Below are 19361 nucleotides of genomic sequence, written 5' to 3' on the forward strand. Positions count from 1 at the left end.
GCACCCCGGCTCCGCGTGAGCCCGGGCTCGCCTCGGCCCGGGGTGGGGCCCGGGCCCATCGGACCCGGGTGGGGCCGGGCCTTGACCTGGCCTCGGCGGGGCCGTCGCACTGCCCTGGCTGCGCTGTGCCACCCCGGCTCCGGCGGGGCGGGTCCTCTCGGCCCCGCCTTGCCGGACTCACCTCGGCCCCGGCGGGCCCGGGTCCCGCCCTGGTCCCGGGTGGGGGTCGGACCTGGCCTCGGCGGGGCCGTCGCACTGCCTTGGCCGCCTCGGCCCGGGCGGGGCCTGGGTCCAGCTCGGCTGCGGCGGCTGCCGCACGGCAGTGGCTGAGCCGTGACACTCCTGCTGCGCCGCCGTACTCCAGCCTCGCCGGCGTTTGAGGCGTGGGGTCTGGGGCGACGCCCCGGCAGACCGGCCCCCGCCGGGCTCCACCGCAATGTCGGCGCGCGGATGAAGCGGCGGAGCCGGAGGGTGGGGTTACCAGCCCTCCAGGGGTGGGGAGATGCCGCTCGGCGGGCCCGCCCAAGGGCGGGTCAGCGAAGCCCAGACCGCGAAGGCCACCGCGGCGGCGAACAGCACCGCCCAGCCGAACCTGCGCCACGCCCGGCGCCGACGCAGCAGCCGGTCACCACGGGCCGCCGCTCCCGCCGCCAGGCCCGCCGGCACCACCGGGTAAGGCCCTTCCAGGAGCTGCTTGACCTGGGCTTCCTTGCGGTTCGGGAGCCCGCTCATGCCGCCTCCCGGGCCCTCAGCAGGGACACGGCCCGATTGCACAGCACACGGACCCGCTCCACCGGCATCCCGAGCTGCGCCGCCGTGACCTCCTCCGCGAGCCCCTCGTAGAGCCGCAGGACGAGCACGAGCCGTTCCGGCGGGCTCAGCCGGGCCAGCACCCCGGTCCCACCCTGGTGGCGCCAACCGGTCCGGGCGAAGGCCGCACACAGCTCGTGGCGGGTGAAGTCGTACGGGTCGTCGGCGCGCAGGCGCCGCCAGTTCGCGTACGTACGGGCCAGCGCACCCGCGAGCAGCCGGCGGGCCGACTCCGCTTCGCCGGTCAGCAGCACCGCGACATGCAGGAGCCGCCCCGCCGCACCCGCGACGAAAGCTTCGAACTCCCCGTAAGGGCGCGCCTGTTGATCAACCGCTCGCATATTCACATAGTGCGGCCGGTGGGACCGGTCAGGTCAATAGGACGGACGGACTCCGCTCAGGAGGCCGGACCGGCTTCGGTCACGGCCGCCATCAGCTCCGACAGCGACAGGTTGAAGCGCGTCAGCAGCCCGGTGAAGGACTCGCGCTCGTCCTCGCTCCATCCCTCCGTCACCCGGGCCATGAGCTCGCGCCGCGAGGAGCGCACCTCCTCCAGGCGCGCCAACCCCCGCGGGGACAGCGCGAGGACCACGGCCCGCCCGTCCTCGGGGTGCGAGGTCCGCTTGACCAGACCGCTGTCGACCAGCGGCGCCACCTGACGGGTCACCGTCGAGGAGTCGATCCCCATGCCGCCGGCGAGCGCCTTGACGCCCATCGGCCCTTCCAGGTCGAGCCGGTTGAGCAGCAGGTAGGCGGCGCGGTCCATCGAGTTCCGGGCCTGGCCCACGCCACCCAGACGGGTCTGCTCGGCGCGCCGGGCGAAAACCGCCACCTGGTGCTGGAGCGCGTCGAGGAGACCGGCTCCGGCGGGCGGTTCGGCCTGCACGGACAGATCGGAATTGGCCGGGGAGGAAGGCATGGCCGTGGGCTCTCTTCGCGTGGGTCGGACAAGGATGGGGGACAGAGTACGCGGCCCTGCGGCGGCTCGTACGTCTCGTACGAGAACTGGTACGGCCCGCCGGGGCACCCGTCCTACGGGCGTCCCGGATGGCGAGATTTCGACCCTGCTCCGACAGCGTCCCCGGCCTGCGTCCCTGGCCCTCCCGCAGCCCCGCGGACGCTCCGCGCCGGGCCCCGCCCGGGCTGCGAGACTGACGGCATGAACTACCGCGTGCCCCAGCCCGTTCCCCAGGTCATCCTCGACGACGTCCGGGGGGCTCAAAAGATGCTCTCCGGAGTCTCCCGGGTCACGCCGATGGAAGGCAGCAGGCACCTGTCCGCACTCACCGGCTCGCCGGTCCACTTCAAGTGCGAGAACCTCCAGCGCACCGGGTCCTTCAAACTCCGCGGAGCCTACGTGCGCATCGCGGGCCTGCGCCCCGAGCAGCGCGCCGCCGGCGTCGTGGCCGCCAGTGCCGGCAACCACGCCCAGGGCGTGGCACTGGCCTCCTCGCTCCTCGGAGTGCGCTCCACCGTGTTCATGCCGGTCGGGGCGCCGCTGCCGAAGGTGGCCGCGACCCAGGAGTACGGGGCCGACGTACGCATGCACGGCCAGGTCGTCGACGAGACCCTCGCCGCGGCCCAGGACTACGCCGACCGCACGGGCGCGGTCTTCATCCACCCCTTCGACCACCGCGACATCATTGCCGGCCAGGGCACGGTGGGCCTGGAGATCCTGGAGCAGTGCCCGGAGGTGCGCACGATCCTCGTCGGCATCGGCGGCGGCGGGCTCGCCGCCGGGGTGGCCGTCGCCGTGAAGGCGCTGCGGCCCGACGTGCGGGTCGTCGGGGTGCAGGCGGCGGGCGCGGCCGCGTACCCGCCCTCCCTCAAGGCCGGCCACCCCATCTCGATCGACCAGCCGAACACGATGGCCGACGGCATCAAGGTGGGCCGCCCCGGCGACGTCCCCTTCAAGATCATCAGCGAACTCCTCGACGACGTGCGCACCGTCTCCGAGGACGCCCTCTCCAGCGCCCTGCTGCTGTGCCTGGAACGGGCGAAACTCGTCGTCGAGCCGGCCGGCTGCAGCACGGTGGCGGCCCTGCTGAGCGAGCCCGAGCTGTACGGCGCGGGCCCGGTGGTCGCCGTCCTGTCCGGCGGCAACGTCGACCCGCTCCTGCTCCAGCGGATCCTGCGGCACGGCATGGCGGCGGCGGGCCGGTACCTGTCGCTGCGGCTGCGCGTGGCGGACCGGCCCGGGGCGCTGGCCGGGCTCCTGGGGGTGCTGTCGGTGGTCGATGCGAACGTGTTGGACGTGAGCCACGTACGGACCGACCCGCGGCTGGGGCTCACGGAGGTGGAGGTGGAACTACACCTGGAGACCAAGGGGCCGGAACACTGCGCGGAGGTCGCGCGGACGCTGCACGGCGCGGGATACAAGGTGATGGGCTAGCGGGCCGGCGGCGCCCCCCGCGGCGGGCTGGCGGCCGGCGGGCCGGCTGGACGGCAGGCGGCCGGACCGGCGGGCCATCCCCTCCGCATCACCCGCTCGGCCGAGCCTCTCGGCCCGCACATACCGCTCGGCTACCGTGCGGACCCCGTCCGACCGCGTGACCCGACCTGACCCGGTACGCGTGATGCCCCGGCCGGAGAACCGGCCGGGGCACCACAAGTGAACCTGAAGTGATCCGCAGCGATCAGCCGGTGAAGGGCTTGACGTCCAGGATCCTGACCGAGGCCTTCTTGCCGTTCGGCAGCTCGTACTCGGCGTCCTCGCCGATCGACTTGCCGAGCACGCCGGTGCCCAGCGGGGACTGCGGGGAGTACGTCTCGAAGTCCGCGGACGCGTACTCGCGCGACGCCAGCAGGAACTCCATCGTGTCGTCCTCGTCGCCGTCGAAAGCGATCTTCACGAGAGTGCCCGGGGCCACCACGCCGTCGGACGCGGGCGCGGTCCCGACCTTGGCGTTCTCCAGGAGCTGCGTGAGCTGGCGGACCCGGAGCTCCTGCTTGCCCTGCTCCTCCTTGGCCGCGTGGTACCCGCCGTTCTCGCGCAGGTCGCCCTCCTCGCGGGCGGCTGCGATCTTGGCTGCGATCTCCGTGCGGGCGGGACCAGAGAGGTAGTCCAGCTCCGCCTTCAGCTGGTCGTACGCCGCCTGGGTCAGCCAGGTGACGCTCTCGCTCGTCTGGGTCACGGGTGCTCCTCGTCGGTACAGGGGACTTCAACGCCGCCAGCGGCGGACGAAACCACGAGCCTAACAATTCGGGAAGAAAAGGGGGAGGACCCCAGAGGGCCATTGCCCCGCGGGCCGCACTCCCAAGCCTCGGCGGAGTGCCTCGGTCCAGCGGCTCAGCCGGCGGAACCCGCGGGCTGGCAGCCGACCAGCTCGATCATGGTGGCCCGGCCGGTGGTCTTCACCGACACGACCTCGTCGACCCGCGACTCGGGCTGGGCGAAGGTGAAGTCGGCCCGGCCCACCTCGGCGTGTTGTTCGTCCTGCGAGACCATGGTGCACACGCCCGTGACGGACGCGTCCTTGCGGACCTCCAGGTGAACCTTCACCTCGGTGTCCGAAATCACCTGGAACTTGATCACTTCGGCGCTCACGCTCCGGCCCGCGACGTAGTCCCAGCCGATCCAGCCGATCACACCCAGTAGCGCGGCACCCAGCGCCGCCCCGACGATCTTGAGCTTCCGGTCCGCACGCTCGTCCGCCGACCGGCCGTACCGGCCCTCGGGCAGTCCCTCGCGCACCGCGCTCATGATCTTTTCCTCTCGCTGGGGAGGGTGGGTCATCCCTGGAATTTTCCGTCCCCCAGTTCGGTCACTATAGAAGCCGAGTGTCGCGCCGAATCGCAGAGGATCCTGTTTTGACCGAGCAGCTTCGACTGATGGCCGTCCACGCCCACCCCGACGACGAGTCGAGCAAGGGCGCGGCCACGATGGCAAAGTACGTGTCCGAAGGGGTCCCCGTCATGGTCGTGACCTGCACGGGCGGCGAGCGGGGCTCCGTACTGAACCCCAAGCTCCAGGGCGACACGTACATCGAGGAGAACATCCACGAGGTCCGCGCCAAGGAGATGGAGGAAGCCCGCCAGATCCTCGGCGTCGAGCAGGAGTGGCTCGGCTACGTCGACTCCGGCCTCCCCGAGGGCGACCCGCTGCCCCCGCTCCCCGAAGGCTGCTTCGCCCTCGCAGACGTCGACGAGGCCGCCGGCGAGCTCGTCAAGAAGATCCGCGCCTTCAGGCCGCAGGTCGTCACCACGTACGACGAGAACGGCGGCTACCCGCACCCCGACCACATCATGACCCACAAGATCTCGATGGTGGCCTTCGACGGAGCGGCCGACACCGAGAAGTACCCCGAGGCCGAGTACGGCCCCGCCTACCAGCCGCAGAAGCTCTACTACAACCAGGGCTTCAACAAGCCGCGCACCATCGCCCTCCACGAGGCGATGCTCTCCCGCGGCCTCGACTCCCCCTACGGCGAGTGGCTGGAGCGGTGGAAGGAGTTCGAGCGCAAGGAGCGGACCCTCACCACCCACATCCCCTGCGCGGACTTCTTCGAGATCCGCGACAAGGCCCTCATCGCGCACGCCACCCAGATCGACCCGGACGGCGGCTGGTTCCGCGTTCCCATGGAGGTCCAGAAGGAGGTCTGGCCCACCGAGGAGTACGAACTCGCGAAGTCGCTCGTGGACACCTCCCTCCCCGAGTCCGACCTCTTCGCGGGCATCCGGGAGAATGCCTGACCATGAGCGCTACGCAGGCAGCACTGACCCAGCTCCTCCCACTGGCGGGTGACACCTTCGACAAGAACAAGGTGACTCCCGGAATCCTGGGCTTCATCGTGTTCGCGGTCCTCGCACTCGGCGTGTGGGCCCTGATGAAGTCCATGAACCGGCACATGGGCCGGGTCGACTTCGAAGAGGCCCCGGACCCGGCGACCGCCCCCGAGCCGAAGCCCACCAACTAGCCCGGCCCGGGCGGGGCCGCCCCCGCGCGGTCACGGACCCGCTGCAGGTCCGACGGCCGCGCCCGGCCGACCTGCTGCTGTGCCGTGCGGACGCGCGGACTGCGGTGGGCGCCATCGGCCAGGTCCGGTGGCCACGGTGGCCGACCCCGCCGTCACCCCGGCCGTGCCTGCAGCGGTACACCGCGTGGCCAGGCCCCGCCCGTGCGGCCGCGTTCTGCGCCGTGCCGTCGGCTGAAGCCCTGCGGGCGCGCCGGCCGACCGGTGGGCGCCCGTCCGACGAGCCCGCCGCCACTGTGGCGGCGCCCGCAGGCGGGCGGCCGCATCCTGGGGGCCGTCACCGGTCGGCCCCGTGGCTGCCGCCTGCCCGGGTCGGGCCAAGCCGTGGACGGCCGAGCCGTCGCAGACACAGTGGCCGCGGCCGCCCGGCAGTCGTGCGGCCGACCTCCGTGGAAGCCGCGCAGGGCGACCCGGCCTCGCCTCCGTGCCGCCCGGCCCCCGGCCGTCTCGGCCAGGCCCCCGGCCGCCCCGGCCAGCCCCGCGGTGGTGCCGGCCGGGGCGGGCGGCCTCGCGTTGGTGTCGGCGGGCCCCCCGGCCGTCTCGGCCAGCCCCCGTCGTGTCGGCCAGCCCCCGGTCGTGTCGGCCGGCCCTACGGCCGTTTCGCCCGGCCTCGCGGTGGTGCCGGCCACCCCCGCGGTCGTGCCGCCCGGCCTCACGTCGTGCCAACCGGGCTCGCGGCCGTTTCGGTCAAACCCCCGGTCGGGTCGGGCAGCCCCGCGGTGGTGCCGGCCGGGGCGGCCGGGCCGTGCGGGCCGCCTCGGGGCCGGCGGCGGCTGGGCCGGCCCGTGGCGGGCGGCCGGTCAGGGTCGGGGCACGCCCATGACCTCCCGCGAATGCAGGTCCGGCACCAGACCCAGCCGCCAGGCCTGCCAGCCCTCCGCCGGATCCACACCCCGGCCCAGGATCACCCCGTACGTCTCCAGGCAGTCCTCCAGCCGGCCGTCACGCGCCGCATGCGGCGCCTCCACCAGCCGCCCCAGCTCCGCCCGCGCCTCCTCCGGCACACCCGGCCCCGCCAGACCCACATACGGCAACAGCGTGCACCGCAGGAACCGCGCCCAGTCCTCCCCGCGCCGGTCCCCGTACGAGATGAACAGCCGCACCGCCTCCTCGCACAACCCCAGGGCCTGGGACAGCCGCCCGTTGCCCGCATCCACCACCGCCAGCTCCAGGCACGTCCACGCCTCACCGTGCGCCAGCCCGATCCGCTGGAAATCCGCCCGCGCATCCACCAACAGCTGCCGGGCGAAACCCGAATTTTTCAGGTTCCCCGTCTGCGCCGCCCGCTGGTCCCGCGTCACCCGGCCCGAATGGTGCCGGGCGTGCGCCAGCCCGTACACGTCCCGCATCCGCGAGAACATCGTCCGCGCCCGCTCCAGCTCCCGCACCGCCTGGTCCCGCTCACCGCACACCTCCAGCGCCTGCCCCAGGTAGTACTGCGTCCACGCCTCCCCGCGCGCGTCCTCCGCCTCCCGGTGCCGCGAAAGCGCCTCCCGCAACCGCTCCACCGCCGGCCCCGGATCCCCGGCCACCACCCGCGCCCGACCCAACTGCGTCAGCGCCCAGGCCTCACCACGGTCGTCCCGCGTCCGCCCGTACAACTGCAACGCCAGATCCAGCTCCTTCTCCGCCTGCTCCACCTCGCCGAACCGCAGGTGCACCTGCCCCAGCTGGAAGTGCGCCCACGCCTCCCCGTGCACGCTCTCGCTCTCCCGGTGCAACTCCAGCGACGTCTCCAGCAGCCGCGTCGCCTCCGCCAGATGTGCCAGATCGCGCTCCACCGCCGCCAGCGCGTGCAGAGCCCACGCCCGGTCCCCCGCCAGCTCCGCCGGCTCCTGCAGCACCAGCGCCTCACGGATCCGCACCGCCGCCTCCGGCAGATTGCCCTGGTGGTGCAGCGTGATCCCGAGCGAGACCAGCGCCATCGCCGCCCCCGCCTCCTGCTGCGCCTCCATGTACTGGTCCACCACAGACGTCAGCGTCGTCCGCGCCTTGTCCAGCTCACCCAGCTGACGCGCCGCGATACCCGTACGCCACTGCACCGACCGCACCAGCCGGCCCTGCTGTCCCTCCCGACCCTGCCGACCAGCCTCCACCGACTGCGTGAGCTCATCGATCTCACCCAGCCGGTACAGATCGCCGCGCAAGAGACAGAAGTCGCACAACGCACCCAGCAGATCCAGTACCGCCTGCTGGTCCACCCCCTCCGAGTGCCGCAGCGCCGCCGTGATGAAGCTCGACTCGTCGTCCAGCCACCGCAGCGCCGCGTCCAGCGAGACGAAGCCGTGCCCGCCGAACTGGTTCGCCCGCGTCGACATCTTCCCGTCGACCATCCGGATCACCGAGTCCGCCAACTGCGCGTAGTTCCGGATCAGCCGCTCGTGCGCCGCCACCGCCTGCGCCCGGTCCTCGTCCGCCGCCAACCGCGCCGCCGCGTACGCCCGCACCGCATCATGCATCCGGAACCGCTGGCCCCGGACCCGCTCGATCAGCCCGGCCTCCCACAATTCCTCCAACGTCCGCAACGCGGCCTGCTCCGGTACGTCGGCCAGTGCGGCCGCCGCCGCACCACCCAGCGAGGCCCGCCCCGCCAGCGGCAAGCGCCGCAGCAGCAGCCGGGCGGGCTCCGCCAGCCGGGCATCCGCCGCCCGCAGAGCCGCCTCCACCGGATGCACCCCGGCCCCGCCCCCCTCACCCGCGGGAGCCTCCACACCCCCACCCACCAGCGGGGCCAGCATCCGCAGCGCGAGCGGCAGCCCACCGCTCACCTCCACCACCGAAGCCACCCCGGCGGCGGCCCCCTCGGCAGCCGCCGCCTCCGGCGCCACCGCCCGCACCATTTCCGCCGCGGCGTCCCCGTCCAGCCGCTCCACCGGCAGCTGATGGACCCACGCCGCCAGATCCCCCGGCAAGTCCAACGGCCCCCGCGCCGTCACCAGCACCAGACTCTCCGAACGCTCCGGCACCAGCATCCGCACCTGCGCCGCATCCACCGCATCGTCGAGCAGCACCGTCACCGGCAGCCCCCGCAAGTGCTGGTGGTACAACTCGCCCAGCCGCCTCACCTGCTGTTCCGCCGACGCACCCTCCCGGAACAGCAACTGCTCCCGCGGCGCACCCAGCCGGTTCATCAGGTGCAGCAGCGCCTCCCGCGTCGACAGCGGCGCCTCGCCCGGCTCCCCGCCCGGCGAGCCACCCCGCATGTCCACCACACACGCACCCCGGAACTGGTCCCGCAACGCGTGCGCCGCCCGCAGCGCCAGTGCCGTCCGCCCCACCCCCGGCTCCCCGTGCAACACCACGACCACCGGGCGCGTCTGCGTACTCGCCCGCGCCGCCTGCACCCACTGGGCGATCCGCGTCAGCTCCGCCCGCCGCCCCGCGAACCGGTCGGCCACATCCGGCAACTGCCCGAAGGAATGCTCCAGCGCACTGCGCCGCCTGGCCTCCGCACTGCGGTCCACCCCGCGCAACTGCCCCGCCGTCCGCGCCGGCGACAGCGCCACCGGCCGCGGCGCCCGCGCCGCCGCGGCCACCGCACGCTGCTGCTCCAGGAACGGGCGTATCCCGCGCACCTCCAACGCCGACAACCACTGCAGCTTCAGCTGCTCCGCTCCGCCCGGCCGCCCCAGCTCCCCGGCCCGCCGGTTCGCCGCCGGCACGTGCAGCGCCGTCACCTTCGCCACCGTCGCCACCGCACCCGCGATGCCGACGACGGCGCCTGTCGTCAACGCCGTACCCGCCGCGACACCCAGCGACAGGTCCGCCCCGACGGCCGCCGCCGCCGCGACCGCGGTCACCAGCACCGCCGTCGACGTGTTCCCCCGCCGGAACGCCTCACCCAGTGACTGCTCCCCGGCCGCCGCCTCGTCCAACGCCCGCACGAACGCCTCGTACTCGGGCGCCGCACTCGCGGCGAGCGCGTCCAGGGCCTCCCGGCCGCGGGTCAGCAGCGCCGCCCTGTCGACCACCGCCCCGCCCGCGGCATCCGCCGAGCCCGCCCCCCGCCGGACCGCCTCGTCCACGGCCCGCTCCAACAGACGCTCGGCCTCACCGCGATGGCTGTCCCGCATCGGCATCCCCCTCAGAGAGCTCCGGCAACGTGCCCCAGTGTCCTGCGGGACTCCTCCGTGCGCGAGGGAATCTGAGCTAGTTCAGAGGGAAGCGGTCTCTGTCGCACTGCCGACCGCAACGATCAACTCCCCTATGGACGGGGCTGGATGATCCCCGCGAGCCGGCATGGCGTCCGCCGCGAGTCGTGTGTTGTGTTCCGGAGGGGAGAGCGTCCCGATGGGTCCGCGACGAACGTGATGCGGGCGCCCCCGGCCGAACGTGGCGGCGTCGAGGAGGTAGGTGTGGACGATCGGGACACCGGTGGCGGCCTGCTCGACCCGCCAGTGGAAGGGGACGCCGACCTTGGCCCACCGGGCCGCCTTCACGAGCCGGTCGGTGGTCTCCGAACCGGGCGACGTCCTGCAGGCGGACCTCGAAGTCCGTGTCTGCGCTCGACTCCCGGCCCGCAGCGGCGTCCAGGTATCCGGCCGCCCGGCCGGAAGGGGATGAGGCCGCCCACCACTGATGGCCCACCAGTGCAATGCGGCCGGGCCGAGCGATCCCGTGAAGGCTTCGTCGGCCGTGCCAGGCGCTGTGAGAGGTTGGTTCGTATGAACCGGTTGGCTGGTACGACCTCGCCTTATCTGCTTCAGCACGCCGACAATCCGGTCGATTGGTGGCCGTGGGGACCCGAGGCGTTCGAAGAAGCGAAACGGCGCGACGTACCCGCTCTGCTGTCGGTCGGCTACTCCGCGTGCCATTGGTGTCAGTGGACTCGCGAACCCAGTAGTCGGCGGTGCTCACACGCCTCTCTCTGATGATCACGCGGCTCCCGCAGAGCTTCGACCAGTCATCGCGGTCGGAGGTCAGGACGATCACGGGGGCCGGGACGCGGAGCGCGAGCGCGGCGACGACGCCTCGATGCGCGCCGCCATCCTGCGGTGTGCAGGGTGAGAGGTGCCCCAGGCCTGAAGGTGGAGCTCTTCCCGCCGGTCCCGGGGCTCGTTGGTGCATGGGCTTCCGGCGAAGTGCTTCGCTTGCCCAGTAGGCCTTGTTCGCGGTTTTGAGGACGCAGGTGTGGCGATCGGAAGGTCGTTGGCGGCCCGTTCGGCGTGCTGGTAGAGGTTGCCGGTCCATTTTCATGATCCGAGGGAGGTCTCGGCTCGGGCAAGCCACCCATCGGATGAGAACTGTGAGCGGGTTCGGACTCCTGACTTGGACCTGTTGCCCCGCTGGGGCCGATGCCCGCCGAACGCGCCGCATCGGCCGACTGCTCTTCGCTGCTCTCCCGGCTGTGCCTGTCCCGGTGTGCCAATTCGGTGACTCCGAAGATGACTTGCGCGTCGGTGCGCTGCCCTAGCCTTGACCGAATAGATCAAGAGGGGGCGAGATGCCCAAGGTGCCTGAGAGCCGGCGCGTTGGACGCATGGCCGTGAACGAGGTCCGTTCGTTGCTGGAGCGGAACGGCCACATCGTGCAGGAGATCGACGGCGCGAACGACCACGGAGAGGATCTGCACGTCGCCTTCGTCCAGGACGGGCGGCGAACAGCGGACTCTCTGGCCGTACAGGTCAAGGGCGGGGTCTCGGCGCGCACTCGGCGGGGGTATCGCGTCCAGGTAGGGGACCACGGGGACAACTGGCGCGACGGCAGTCTGCCGGTGCTGTGCGTCGTACACGATCCTGAGCGGGGCGGCCTCTTCTGGGCCAACGCGACTCGTCAGCTTCGCCGAGCCGAAGCGCTGCGCAAGATGTTGAAGTCCATTGTCGTCCGGCAGGAGTCCGTTCTGGATGATTCCACCTTCGAGGCCTTCGTCTGGCGAATGCGAAACTACCTGGCTCGGGAGCGCGAGGGCGTCGGCCGGTGGGCGGACATGGCGGACGTCGAGTTCGAGCCGAGCGACATCGTCAAGCCGTTCATCAACGAATGCGGCGAGCCCATGGTCTTCTGGCAGAAGCGCGGGGAGCCGTTTGCGGTGTTGCTGCATCACGACCTCGACTGGGAGCCTGTGCGTATCCAGGAGCAGATGCTTCGCCTCGATCTCATCCCATCGATCGGCAACGTCATCCTTGACGGTGCCGAAGCACACTGGCTCATGGGCTGCTTCAAGTCCACCGAATGGTGGCGTCGGCCAGTCGAAGAAGGCCGGCCCTTCTGGATTCGGTGGTGATGGATTGTGCAAGGTCCGGCATGCCTGGAAGCTTGCTGGCCTGATGTAGACCGCGGGGCGAAGCCTCGGTTCCTTACAGGGCCCCGAGATCGACCGTGATGGAGAAAGGCGCGGTGGCCTTCACCGTGCCGGTGAACATCTCGCCGTCTCGGTAAGCTCTGGTGGCGGGGTCGAGGACGTAGGTGTAGACGATCGGGACGCCGGTGGCGGCTTGCTCGACCCGCCAGTAGAAGGGGATGCCGGCCTTCGCGTACTGGTCCACCTTCACGATCCGGTCGGTGGTCTCCGAGCCTGGTGACACGACCTCGACGACCAGGAGCACGTGCTCGGGGCGGGTGGGCGTGAGGTCGATGGTGTCCGCCTGGTAGACGATGACGTCCGGACGGCGGTTGGTGAGCGGAACGTCCTGCAGGCGGACGTCGAAGTCCGTGTCGGCGTTCCAGTCCGGGCCCGCGGCGGCGTCCAGGGCATTGGCCAGGAGCCGAGCCAGCCGGTTGTGCCGCTTCGAGGCGCTCGGGCTCACGACGACCATCCCGTCCACGATCTCGATGCCGGCGCACTGCTCCTCGGACCAGGAGTCGTACTGCTCTGCGCTGATCTGCGAATGCATCCATGCGGGCGCCACCATCTCGGCGGTCATCGGGTACCTCCTTCGAGGAGCCTCGGCAGGGCTGGCAGTACTGAGCTCAGCCTACTGTTTCGAGGCGTCGGGACGCCTGGCTCAGAGGATCCCGCGAGGGTTTCACCGGCCGTGCCAGGCGCTGTGAGAGGCTGGTTCGTATGAACCGGTTGGCTGGTACGACCTCGCCTTATCTGCTTCAGCACGCCGACAATCCGGTCGATTGGTGGCCGTGGGGACCCGAGGCGTTCGAAGAAGCGAAACGGCGCGACGTACCCGTTCTGCTGTCGGTCGGCTACTCCGCGTGCCATTGGTGCCATGTCATGGCTCACGAGTCGTTCGAAGACGAACCGACCGCCGCACACATGAACGAGCACTTCGTCAACATCAAGGTGGACCGGGAAGAGCGGCCCGATGTCGACGCCGTCTACATGGAGGCCGTGCAGGCCGCCACCGGGCAGGGCGGGTGGCCCATGACGGTCTTCCTCACCGCGGACGCCGAGCCGTTCTACTTCGGAACCTACTTCCCGCCCGAGCCCCGGCACGGGATGCCCTCCTTCGTCCAGGTGCTCGAAGGCGTGCGGGCCGCCTGGGTGGGGCGGCGCGATGAGGTCGCCGAGGTCGCCCAGAAGATCGTGCGGGACCTGGCCGGACGGCAGCTGGACTACGGGAAGGCCGGGACCCCGGGGCCCGAGGAGCTCGCCCAGGCGCTGCTCGGGCTCACGCGCGAGTACGACGCCGCGCGCGGCGGGTTCGGCGGGGCGCCGAAGTTCCCGCCGTCCATGGTGCTGGAGTTCCTGCTGCGCCACCACGCCCGCACCGGGTCCGACGGGGCGCTGCAGATGGCCGCCGACACCTGTGAGGCCATGGCCCGCGGCGGGATCTACGACCAGCTCGGCGGCGGGTTCGCACGGTACTCGGTGGACCGGGAGTGGGTGGTCCCGCACTTCGAGAAGATGCTCTATGACAACGCCCTGCTCTGCCGGGTCTACGCCCACCTGTGGCGGGCCACCGGTTCGGAGCTCGCGCGCCGGGTGGCGCTGGAGACCGCGGACTTCATGGTCCGGGAGCTGCGGACCGCAGAGGGCGGCTTCGCCTCCGCCCTCGACGCCGACAGCGAGGACCCGCTGACCGGCGAACACGTCGAGGGGGCGTACTACGTCTGGACCCCCGGTCGGCTGCGGGAGGTGCTCGGGGAGGACGACGGGGCGCTGGCCGCCGCATACTTCGGGGTGACCGAGGAGGGGACCTTCGAGCACGGCGCGTCCGTGCTCCAACTGCCGCAGGACGGACCGGCGGTGGACGCGGAGCGGATCGCCGGGATCAGGGCGCGGCTGCTGGAGGCGCGGTCGGAGCGGCCCGCGCCCGGGCGGGACGACAAGGTGGTCGCGGCGTGGAACGGCCTGGCCATCGCGGCACTGGCCGAGTGCGGGGCGTACTTCGAGCGGCCCGACCTGGTGGAGCGGGCGACCGAGGCCGCCGATCTGCTGGTGCGGGTGCACTTCGACGCCGCCGCGGGCCGGGCCCCCCGGCTCGCGCGGACCAGCAAGGACGGGCACGTGGGTGCCAATGCGGGGGTGCTGGAGGACTACGGTGACGTCGCGGAGGGCTTCCTCGCCCTGGCGGCGGTGACGGGTGAGGGGGTGTGGCTGGAGTTCGCCGGCTTCCTGCTGGACCTGGTCCTGGACCGTTTCACCGCCGAGGACGGGTCGCTGTACGACACGGCGCACGACGCGGAGAAGCTGATCCGAAGGCCGCAGGATCCGACGGACACGGCCGCGCCGTCCGGCTGGACGGCCGCCGCGGGCGCGCTGCTCTCGTACGCGGCATACACCGGTTCGCCGGCGCACCGTACCGCGGCGGAGCGGGCGCTCGGTGTGGTGCACGCGCTGGGTCCGCGCGTGCCGCGTTTCATCGGGCACGGGCTGTCGGTGGCCGAGGCGCTCCTGGACGGGCCGCGTGAGGTGGCGGTCGTCGGGCATGCGGAGGATCCGGCGCGGGCGGCCCTGCACCGGGCGGCGTTGCTGGGGACGGCTCCTGGTGCGGTGGTGGCGGTGGGTCAGCCGCAGACCGTGGACGGCGGCGAGGGGGAGTTCCCCCTTCTGGCCGAGCGCACACTCGTGCACGACCTTCCGACGGCGTACGTGTGCCGGCATTTCGTCTGCGCGCGCCCTACGACGGACCCGGTCGAGCTGGCCGAGCAGTTGGGCGCGGTTCGTCCCTGAAGTACCCGGAGTGCCGTCAGTTCCGTTTGTGTATATGTCGATTCAGAAACACGTATTTCATCGACACTGAGGCTGGATGTCATGTTCGCTGCCTAGTCTCATGGCTTCGGGAACGACCGAGACGGCGCGCTGGGGGGTGCGTCCGGGGGGAAGCGGGGCGGCGGCGGGCCGGGGGGCCTGCCGCGAGTCCCCGGGGGGGTTTCTGATCGCCGCCTGGGGGGCGGCGGGTCTGTGGGGGGCCTTGTGTACACGTCTGTGTTCATCGCTGTCATCTCACTGGTGCTCTTCTGGATGGCCGCGTTCACGCTCTGGTGGCAGATGCACGCGTGGCGGACCCCGGAGACGCTCGCATCCACGCGCTTCGACCGTCCCGACGGGGAGGGGCGCCTGGCGTTCTCGCTGCTGCTGCCCGCCCGCCACGAGCAGGCGGTGCTGGAGCACACCATCGACCGGCTGCTGGAATCGAGCCACACCGACTACGAGATCATCGTGATCGTCGGGCACGACGACCCGGAGACCGCCGCCGTCGCCGAACGGGCCGCGGCCCGCGAGCCGGCCAGGGTCCGGGTGGTCGTCGACCACCACGAGACGAAGAACAAGCCGAAAGCACTCAACACCGCGCTGCCGTCCTGCCGCGGCGACATCGTCGGGGTCTTCGACGCCGAGGACCAGGTCCACCCCGAGCTGCTGGCCCACGTCGACCACGCCTTCCGCTCCACCGGGGCCGACGTGGTCCAGGGCGGGGTCCAGCTGATCAACTTCCACTCCAGCTGGTACAGCCTGCGCAACTGCCTGGAGTACTTCTTCTGGTTCCGCTCCCGGCTCCACCTGCACGCCGAGAAGGGGTTCATCCCGCTGGGCGGCAACACCGTCTTCGTCCGCACCGAGGTGCTGCGCGAGGCCGGCGGGTGGGACCAGGACTGCCTGGCCGAGGACTGCGACCTGGGGGTGCGGCTGTCCTCGGTCGGCAAGAAGGTCGTCGTCGCCTACGACTCCGACATGGTGACCCGCGAGGAGACGCCCGGCTCGCTGGTGAGCCTGCTCAAGCAGCGCACCCGCTGGAACCAGGGGTTCCTGCAGGTGTACCGGAAGAAGGACTGGCAGCAGCTGCCCGGCCGGGGCCAGCGCTGGCTCGCCCGCTACACGCTGATGACCCCGTTCATGCAGGCCGCCTCGGGTGTGATCATCCCGGTCAACTTCGCCGTCGCGGTCTTCCTCGACGTGCCGGTGGGCATTGCGATCGTCACCTTCCTGCCCATGATCACGGCGATGGTGACGTTCGTCTTCGAGATCGTCGGCCTGCACGACTTCGGCCGGCAGTACGGCCTGCGTGTCCGCTTCGTGCACTACGTCAAGCTCGTCGTCGGCGGCCCCTTCTACCAGGTGATGCTCGCCGGCGCCGCGATCCGCGCCGTCTGGCGCGAGCAGCGCGGCCGCAACGAGTGGGAGCTGACCAGCCACACCGGCGCCCATCTGACGACCGTCCCGGCCGTCCCCGTATCCGCTTCGGCCCCGTCCGCCGCCTCCGCCTCCGCTTCCGCCACCTCCGCTTCCGCCTCCGCCGCGATCCGAGAGGACAGCCACCGGTGACCGCCACCCTGCCCACGGCCACTGCCCCCGGGCCCGGGACCGCGACCCCGGCCGCCCCCGCCCGGCGCACCACGGCGGGCGGGCTCGGTGTCCGCCCGGCCCCGCCCGCCCGCCCGCTCGTGCGCTTCCGCTCCTCCCGCCCCGACCTGTTGCTGTGCGGGGCCCTGCTGCTCGTGATCATCGCCGTCCAGGGCTGGAACATCACGAACTTCCCGACCCTGAGCGACGACGAGGGCACCTACCTGGCCCAGGCGTGGGCGGTCCAGCAGGGTGAGGGTCTGGCCCACTACACGTACTGGTACGACCATCCGCCGCTCGGCTGGATCCAGGTGGCGGCCCTGACGTACCTGCCGTCGCTGTTCGTCCCGGAGTGGATGACCGTCGCGCCGATGCGGTTCGCGATGCTCGCGGTCTCCGCCGCGTCCTCGGTGCTGCTCTACGTCCTGGCACGCCGGCTGTGGCTGCCGCGGTGGGCGGCCGGGCTCGCGATGGCGCTCTTCGGCCTGTCGCCGCTGTCCGTGGTCCTCCAGCGGGAGATCTTCCTCGACAACATCGCCGTGATGTGGATGCTGCTGGCGTTCTGCCTCGCCGCGTCGCCGAACCGCCACCTGTGGCACCACTTCGCCTCCGGGCTGGCGGCCGCCACCGCGGTCCTCACCAAGGAGACGATGCTGGTGGTGCTCCCGGCGCTGCTGGTGACCATGTGGCGGCACAGCCACCGCGACACCAGGAAGTTCGCCGTCACCGGGGCCGTGACCGCCTGTGCGCTGATCGGCCTGTCGTACCCGCTGTACGCCCTGCTCAACGGCGAGCTGCTGCCCGGCTCCGGGCACGTCTCGCTGATCGACGGCATCACCTACCAGATGGGGCGCGAGGGGTCCGGTTTCATCCTCACGCCCGGTTCCGGCTCGAACGGCGTGTTCCGGTCCTGGCTCTACTACGACACCGTCCTCCCGCTCGGGGGCCTGGCCGGCGCGGTGCTGCTGATCGTCACCGTGCGCCGGTCGGTGACCGCGCGGGCGCTGGCCGGTCCGGCGCTCGCCGCCGTCATCCTCGCCGCCGTGGCGATGCGGCCGTCGGGCTACCTGCCCGCGATGTACGTGATCCAGGCGCTGCCGTTCCTCGCCCTGGTCCTGGCGGGCGGCGCCGCCGGCGTCACGCACGCCGTACTGCGCCGCCGCCGCGGGACGGGGGCGCGCGGGCCACGGGTGTGGGTGCGCTGGACGGTGCTCGGCCTACTGGCCGCGGCGGCGGCGGTGTACGTGCTGCCGCGCTGGTACGAGGGCAACCGCACCGCGCTGACGGTCGACGCGAACGCCCCGTACCGGCAGGCCGCGGCGTGGCTGGGCAGCGAGGTCGCCGACCCGGCGGGCACCCGGGTGCTGCTCGATGACGCGCTCTGGTTGGACGCGGTGCACCACGGTTTCGAGCCGGGGCCGGGTGCCATCTGGTTCTACAAGGCCGACCTGGACCCCGCGGTCGCCAAGACCCTGCCGGGCGGCTGGCGGGACATCGACTACGTGGTCTCCTCGCCCACGGTGCGCCGTGACGCGGTGGACCTGCCGACGGTGAAGGCCGCGCTGGAGCATTCGACCGTGGTGGCCGTCTTCGGTGCGGGTGAGGACCGCATCGAGATCCGCCGCACCGACCGCGCGAGTGGGAGCTGAGCCGCCATGACCGAGGACCTGTGGTCCCTGCGCGCCCCGGTCGATGCAGAGCGGCATGCACCGCTTGTCGTGCCCGGCAGTGTCACCCTGATCATCCCGACCTTCAACGAGGCCGGGAACATCGGCGAGTTGCTCCACCGGCTCGGTCAGGCGCTCCCCGGCGGCCTGCCCTGTGAGGTGCTGTTCGTGGACGACTCCACGGACGACACCCCCGCCGTCATCGAGAAGGCCGCCGCCGGCCATCCCTTCCCGGTGTCGGTCCTGCACCGGGAGGTGGCCGAGGGGGGCCTCGGCGGCGCGGTCGTGGAGGGCATCGGCCGGGCCGACTCCGACTGGATCGTCGTCATGGACGCCGACCTGCAGCATCCGCCCCACCTGGTTCCGGAGCTCGTCGGCGAGGGCGAGCGCACCGGGGCGGACCTCGTGGTCGCGTCCCGCTACATCAGCGGCGGCAGCCGGGCCGGGCTGGCCGGGAGCTACCGCGTCGCAGTGTCCCGGGGGGCGACGTGGCTGACGAAGGGGCTCTTCCCGCGTGCGCTGCGCGGCATCAGTGATCCGATGAGCGGGTTCTTCGCGATGCGCCGCTCGGCGGTGACCGCCGAGGCGCTCACACCGCTCGGCTACAAGATCCTCCTGGAGCTGGCGGTGCGCTGCCGTCCGGCCCGGGTGGCGGAGGTGCCCTCGTCTTCCAGGAGCGCTTCGCGGGGGAGTCGAAGTCCACGGCCCGTGAGGGCATGCGTTTCCTGGCGCACCTGGCGTCGCTGCGTTCGGCGGCCCCGCCGGCGCGGATGATCGGCTTCGGCCTGATCGGTCTCACCGGGTTCGTGCCGAACCTGGCGGCGCTGTGGCTGCTGACGGGGGCGGGGATGCACTACCTCCCGGCCGAGATCGTCGCGAACCAGGCCGGAGTGCTGTGGAACTTCGTCCTCATCGAGGTCCTGCTGTTCCGGGAGCGGCGCCGGCACCGTCACTGGGCGGACCGGCTGGGCCGGTTCGCGCTGCTCGCCAATGCCGATCTGCTGCTGCGCATCCCGCTGATCGCGGTGTTCGTCGCCCAGCTCGGGATGGCGGTGCTGCCCGCCACGGCGCTGGCGCTGGTGACCACCTTCGTCCTGCGGTTCGCGGCGACCGAGGCCCTCGTCTATCTGCCGCGCCGTACGCCCCCGGCCGATACGCCCCCGGTGGACACGCCCCGGGGCGATGCGTCCCCGGCCGAGCCGGGGCGTCACAGCAGGAGTTGAGCCGCACAGAAAG

14 protein-coding genes and 4 pseudogenes are annotated in these 19361 nt (G+C 72.0%); 9 read left to right on the forward strand and 9 right to left on the reverse strand.

The features are described 5' to 3' along the window. Positions 1 to 477: 477 nt before the first annotated feature. The 3 genes from ACZ6JS_RS00070 to ACZ6JS_RS00080 are packed head-to-tail and all read right to left on the reverse strand — an operon-like array spanning position 478 to position 1729. On the reverse strand, positions 478 to 732 hold the full coding sequence (locus ACZ6JS_RS00070; RefSeq protein ID WP_469294719.1) for a hypothetical protein: 255 nt from the start codon (positions 730 to 732) through the stop codon (positions 478 to 480). Continuing rightward, positions 729 to 1151, reverse strand: coding sequence for a sigma factor-like helix-turn-helix DNA-binding protein (locus tag ACZ6JS_RS00075; RefSeq protein ID WP_469294720.1), 423 nt, complete (start codon positions 1149 to 1151; stop codon positions 729 to 731). The genes ACZ6JS_RS00070 and ACZ6JS_RS00075 overlap by 4 nt, the downstream gene beginning before the upstream one ends. Positions 1152 to 1207: 56 nt before the next feature. Then, positions 1208 to 1729: a MarR family winged helix-turn-helix transcriptional regulator gene (locus ACZ6JS_RS00080; protein WP_469294722.1), complete on the reverse strand. Its 522-nt coding sequence runs from the start codon at positions 1727 to 1729 to the stop codon at positions 1208 to 1210. Positions 1730 to 1969: 240 nt separating this feature from the next. On the opposite strand from ACZ6JS_RS00080, the gene ilvA reads away from it, so the two are divergent. Continuing rightward, entirely contained in the window at positions 1970 to 3202 is a 1233-nt protein-coding gene (gene ilvA / locus ACZ6JS_RS00085; RefSeq protein ID WP_469294724.1) for a threonine ammonia-lyase, read from the forward strand. A gap of 244 nt (positions 3203 to 3446) precedes the next feature. On the opposite strand, the gene greA is transcribed toward ilvA, so the two are convergent. Both greA and ACZ6JS_RS00095 read right to left on the reverse strand, forming a co-directional pair. Beyond that, positions 3447 to 3944: a transcription elongation factor GreA gene (gene greA, locus ACZ6JS_RS00090; protein WP_469294725.1), complete on the reverse strand. Its 498-nt coding sequence runs from the start codon at positions 3942 to 3944 to the stop codon at positions 3447 to 3449. A gap of 155 nt (positions 3945 to 4099) precedes the next feature. Then, positions 4100 to 4513, reverse strand: coding sequence for a DUF4307 domain-containing protein (locus tag ACZ6JS_RS00095; protein ID WP_469294727.1), 414 nt, complete (start codon positions 4511 to 4513; stop codon positions 4100 to 4102). 107 nt (positions 4514 to 4620) lie between these two features. Between ACZ6JS_RS00095 and mca the strand changes: the two genes are divergently transcribed. Then, positions 4621 to 5502, forward strand: a complete 882-nt coding sequence (gene mca / locus ACZ6JS_RS00100; protein WP_469294728.1) for a mycothiol conjugate amidase Mca — start codon at positions 4621 to 4623, stop codon at positions 5500 to 5502. Between the two features lie 2 nt (positions 5503 to 5504). Next, positions 5505 to 5726: a hypothetical protein gene (locus ACZ6JS_RS00105; protein ID WP_469294730.1), complete on the forward strand. Its 222-nt coding sequence runs from the start codon at positions 5505 to 5507 to the stop codon at positions 5724 to 5726. Positions 5727 to 6583: 857 nt separating this feature from the next. On the opposite strand, the gene ACZ6JS_RS00110 is transcribed toward ACZ6JS_RS00105, so the two are convergent. Together ACZ6JS_RS00110 and ACZ6JS_RS00115 are read right to left on the reverse strand one after the other, a co-directional pair. Next, on the reverse strand, positions 6584 to 9856 hold the full coding sequence (locus ACZ6JS_RS00110) for a tetratricopeptide repeat protein (protein ID WP_469294731.1): 3273 nt from the start codon (positions 9854 to 9856) through the stop codon (positions 6584 to 6586). Positions 9857 to 10114: 258 nt separating this feature from the next. Then, a pseudogene (locus tag ACZ6JS_RS00115) lies at positions 10115 to 10325 on the reverse strand (Uma2 family endonuclease); the annotation flags it as partial. Positions 10326 to 10447: 122 nt separating this feature from the next. On the opposite strand from ACZ6JS_RS00115, the pseudogene ACZ6JS_RS00120 reads away from it, so the two are divergent. After that, positions 10448 to 10603, forward strand: a pseudogene (locus ACZ6JS_RS00120) (DUF255 domain-containing protein); the annotation flags it as partial. Positions 10604 to 10646: 43 nt separating this feature from the next. Here the strand turns inward: ACZ6JS_RS00120 and ACZ6JS_RS00125 are convergent. After that, positions 10647 to 10751, reverse strand: a pseudogene (locus ACZ6JS_RS00125) (DNA-binding protein); the annotation flags it as partial. A gap of 511 nt (positions 10752 to 11262) precedes the next feature. Here ACZ6JS_RS00125 and ACZ6JS_RS00130 point away from each other — a divergent pair. After that, complete coding sequence (locus ACZ6JS_RS00130) at positions 11263 to 12006, forward strand: DUF4365 domain-containing protein (protein ID WP_469294732.1); 744 nt, start codon at positions 11263 to 11265, stop codon at positions 12004 to 12006. A 73-nt stretch (positions 12007 to 12079) separates the two neighbouring features. On the opposite strand, the gene ACZ6JS_RS00135 is transcribed toward ACZ6JS_RS00130, so the two are convergent. Next, positions 12080 to 12646, reverse strand: a complete 567-nt coding sequence (locus ACZ6JS_RS00135) for a Uma2 family endonuclease (protein WP_469294733.1) — start codon at positions 12644 to 12646, stop codon at positions 12080 to 12082. Between the two features lie 140 nt (positions 12647 to 12786). On the opposite strand from ACZ6JS_RS00135, the gene ACZ6JS_RS00140 reads away from it, so the two are divergent. The 4 genes and pseudogenes from ACZ6JS_RS00140 (at position 12787) to ACZ6JS_RS00155 (ending at position 19348) form a co-directional block, all read left to right on the forward strand. Next, positions 12787 to 14850 (forward strand): thioredoxin domain-containing protein, encoded by a 2064-nt coding sequence (locus tag ACZ6JS_RS00140; RefSeq protein ID WP_469294735.1) that lies wholly within the window; start codon positions 12787 to 12789, stop codon positions 14848 to 14850. Positions 14851 to 15141: 291 nt separating this feature from the next. Beyond that, the gene (locus ACZ6JS_RS00145; protein WP_469295510.1) at positions 15142 to 16440 is read left to right on the forward strand and encodes a glycosyltransferase; all 1299 of its coding nucleotides are present in this window, start codon (positions 15142 to 15144) and stop codon (positions 16438 to 16440) included. Next, complete coding sequence (locus tag ACZ6JS_RS00150) at positions 16437 to 18107, forward strand: ArnT family glycosyltransferase (RefSeq protein WP_469294736.1); 1671 nt, start codon at positions 16437 to 16439, stop codon at positions 18105 to 18107. Before ACZ6JS_RS00145 ends, ACZ6JS_RS00150 begins: the two co-directional genes overlap by 4 nt. Positions 18108 to 18113: 6 nt before the next feature. Then, positions 18114 to 19348, forward strand: a pseudogene (locus ACZ6JS_RS00155) (glycosyltransferase). Positions 19349 to 19361 lie beyond the last annotated feature (13 nt).

The organism is Streptomyces sp. NPDC046349, assembly GCF_055587885.1.

Excerpts from the sequence above, each read along its gene's own strand:
- ACZ6JS_RS00070 (WP_469294719.1), bottom strand. The coding sequence starts at position 732 with ATGAGCGGGCTCCCGAACCGCAAGGAAGCCCAGGTCAAGCAGCTCCTG.
- ACZ6JS_RS00075 (WP_469294720.1), bottom strand. The coding sequence starts at position 1,151 with ATGCGAGCGGTTGATCAACAGGCGCGCCCTTACGGGGAGTTCGAAGCT.
- ACZ6JS_RS00080 (WP_469294722.1), bottom strand. The coding sequence starts at position 1,729 with ATGCCTTCCTCCCCGGCCAATTCCGATCTGTCCGTGCAGGCCGAACCG.
- ilvA (WP_469294724.1), top strand. The coding sequence starts at position 1,970 with ATGAACTACCGCGTGCCCCAGCCCGTTCCCCAGGTCATCCTCGACGAC.
- ACZ6JS_RS00095 (WP_469294727.1), bottom strand. The coding sequence starts at position 4,513 with ATGAGCGCGGTGCGCGAGGGACTGCCCGAGGGCCGGTACGGCCGGTCG.
- ACZ6JS_RS00105 (WP_469294730.1), top strand. The coding sequence starts at position 5,505 with ATGAGCGCTACGCAGGCAGCACTGACCCAGCTCCTCCCACTGGCGGGT.
- ACZ6JS_RS00110 (WP_469294731.1), bottom strand. The coding sequence starts at position 9,856 with ATGCGGGACAGCCATCGCGGTGAGGCCGAGCGTCTGTTGGAGCGGGCC.
- ACZ6JS_RS00130 (WP_469294732.1), top strand. The coding sequence starts at position 11,263 with ATGGCCGTGAACGAGGTCCGTTCGTTGCTGGAGCGGAACGGCCACATC.
- ACZ6JS_RS00135 (WP_469294733.1), bottom strand. The coding sequence starts at position 12,646 with ATGACCGCCGAGATGGTGGCGCCCGCATGGATGCATTCGCAGATCAGC.
- ACZ6JS_RS00140 (WP_469294735.1), top strand. The coding sequence starts at position 12,787 with ATGAACCGGTTGGCTGGTACGACCTCGCCTTATCTGCTTCAGCACGCC.
- ACZ6JS_RS00145 (WP_469295510.1), top strand. The coding sequence starts at position 15,142 with ATGGCCGCGTTCACGCTCTGGTGGCAGATGCACGCGTGGCGGACCCCG.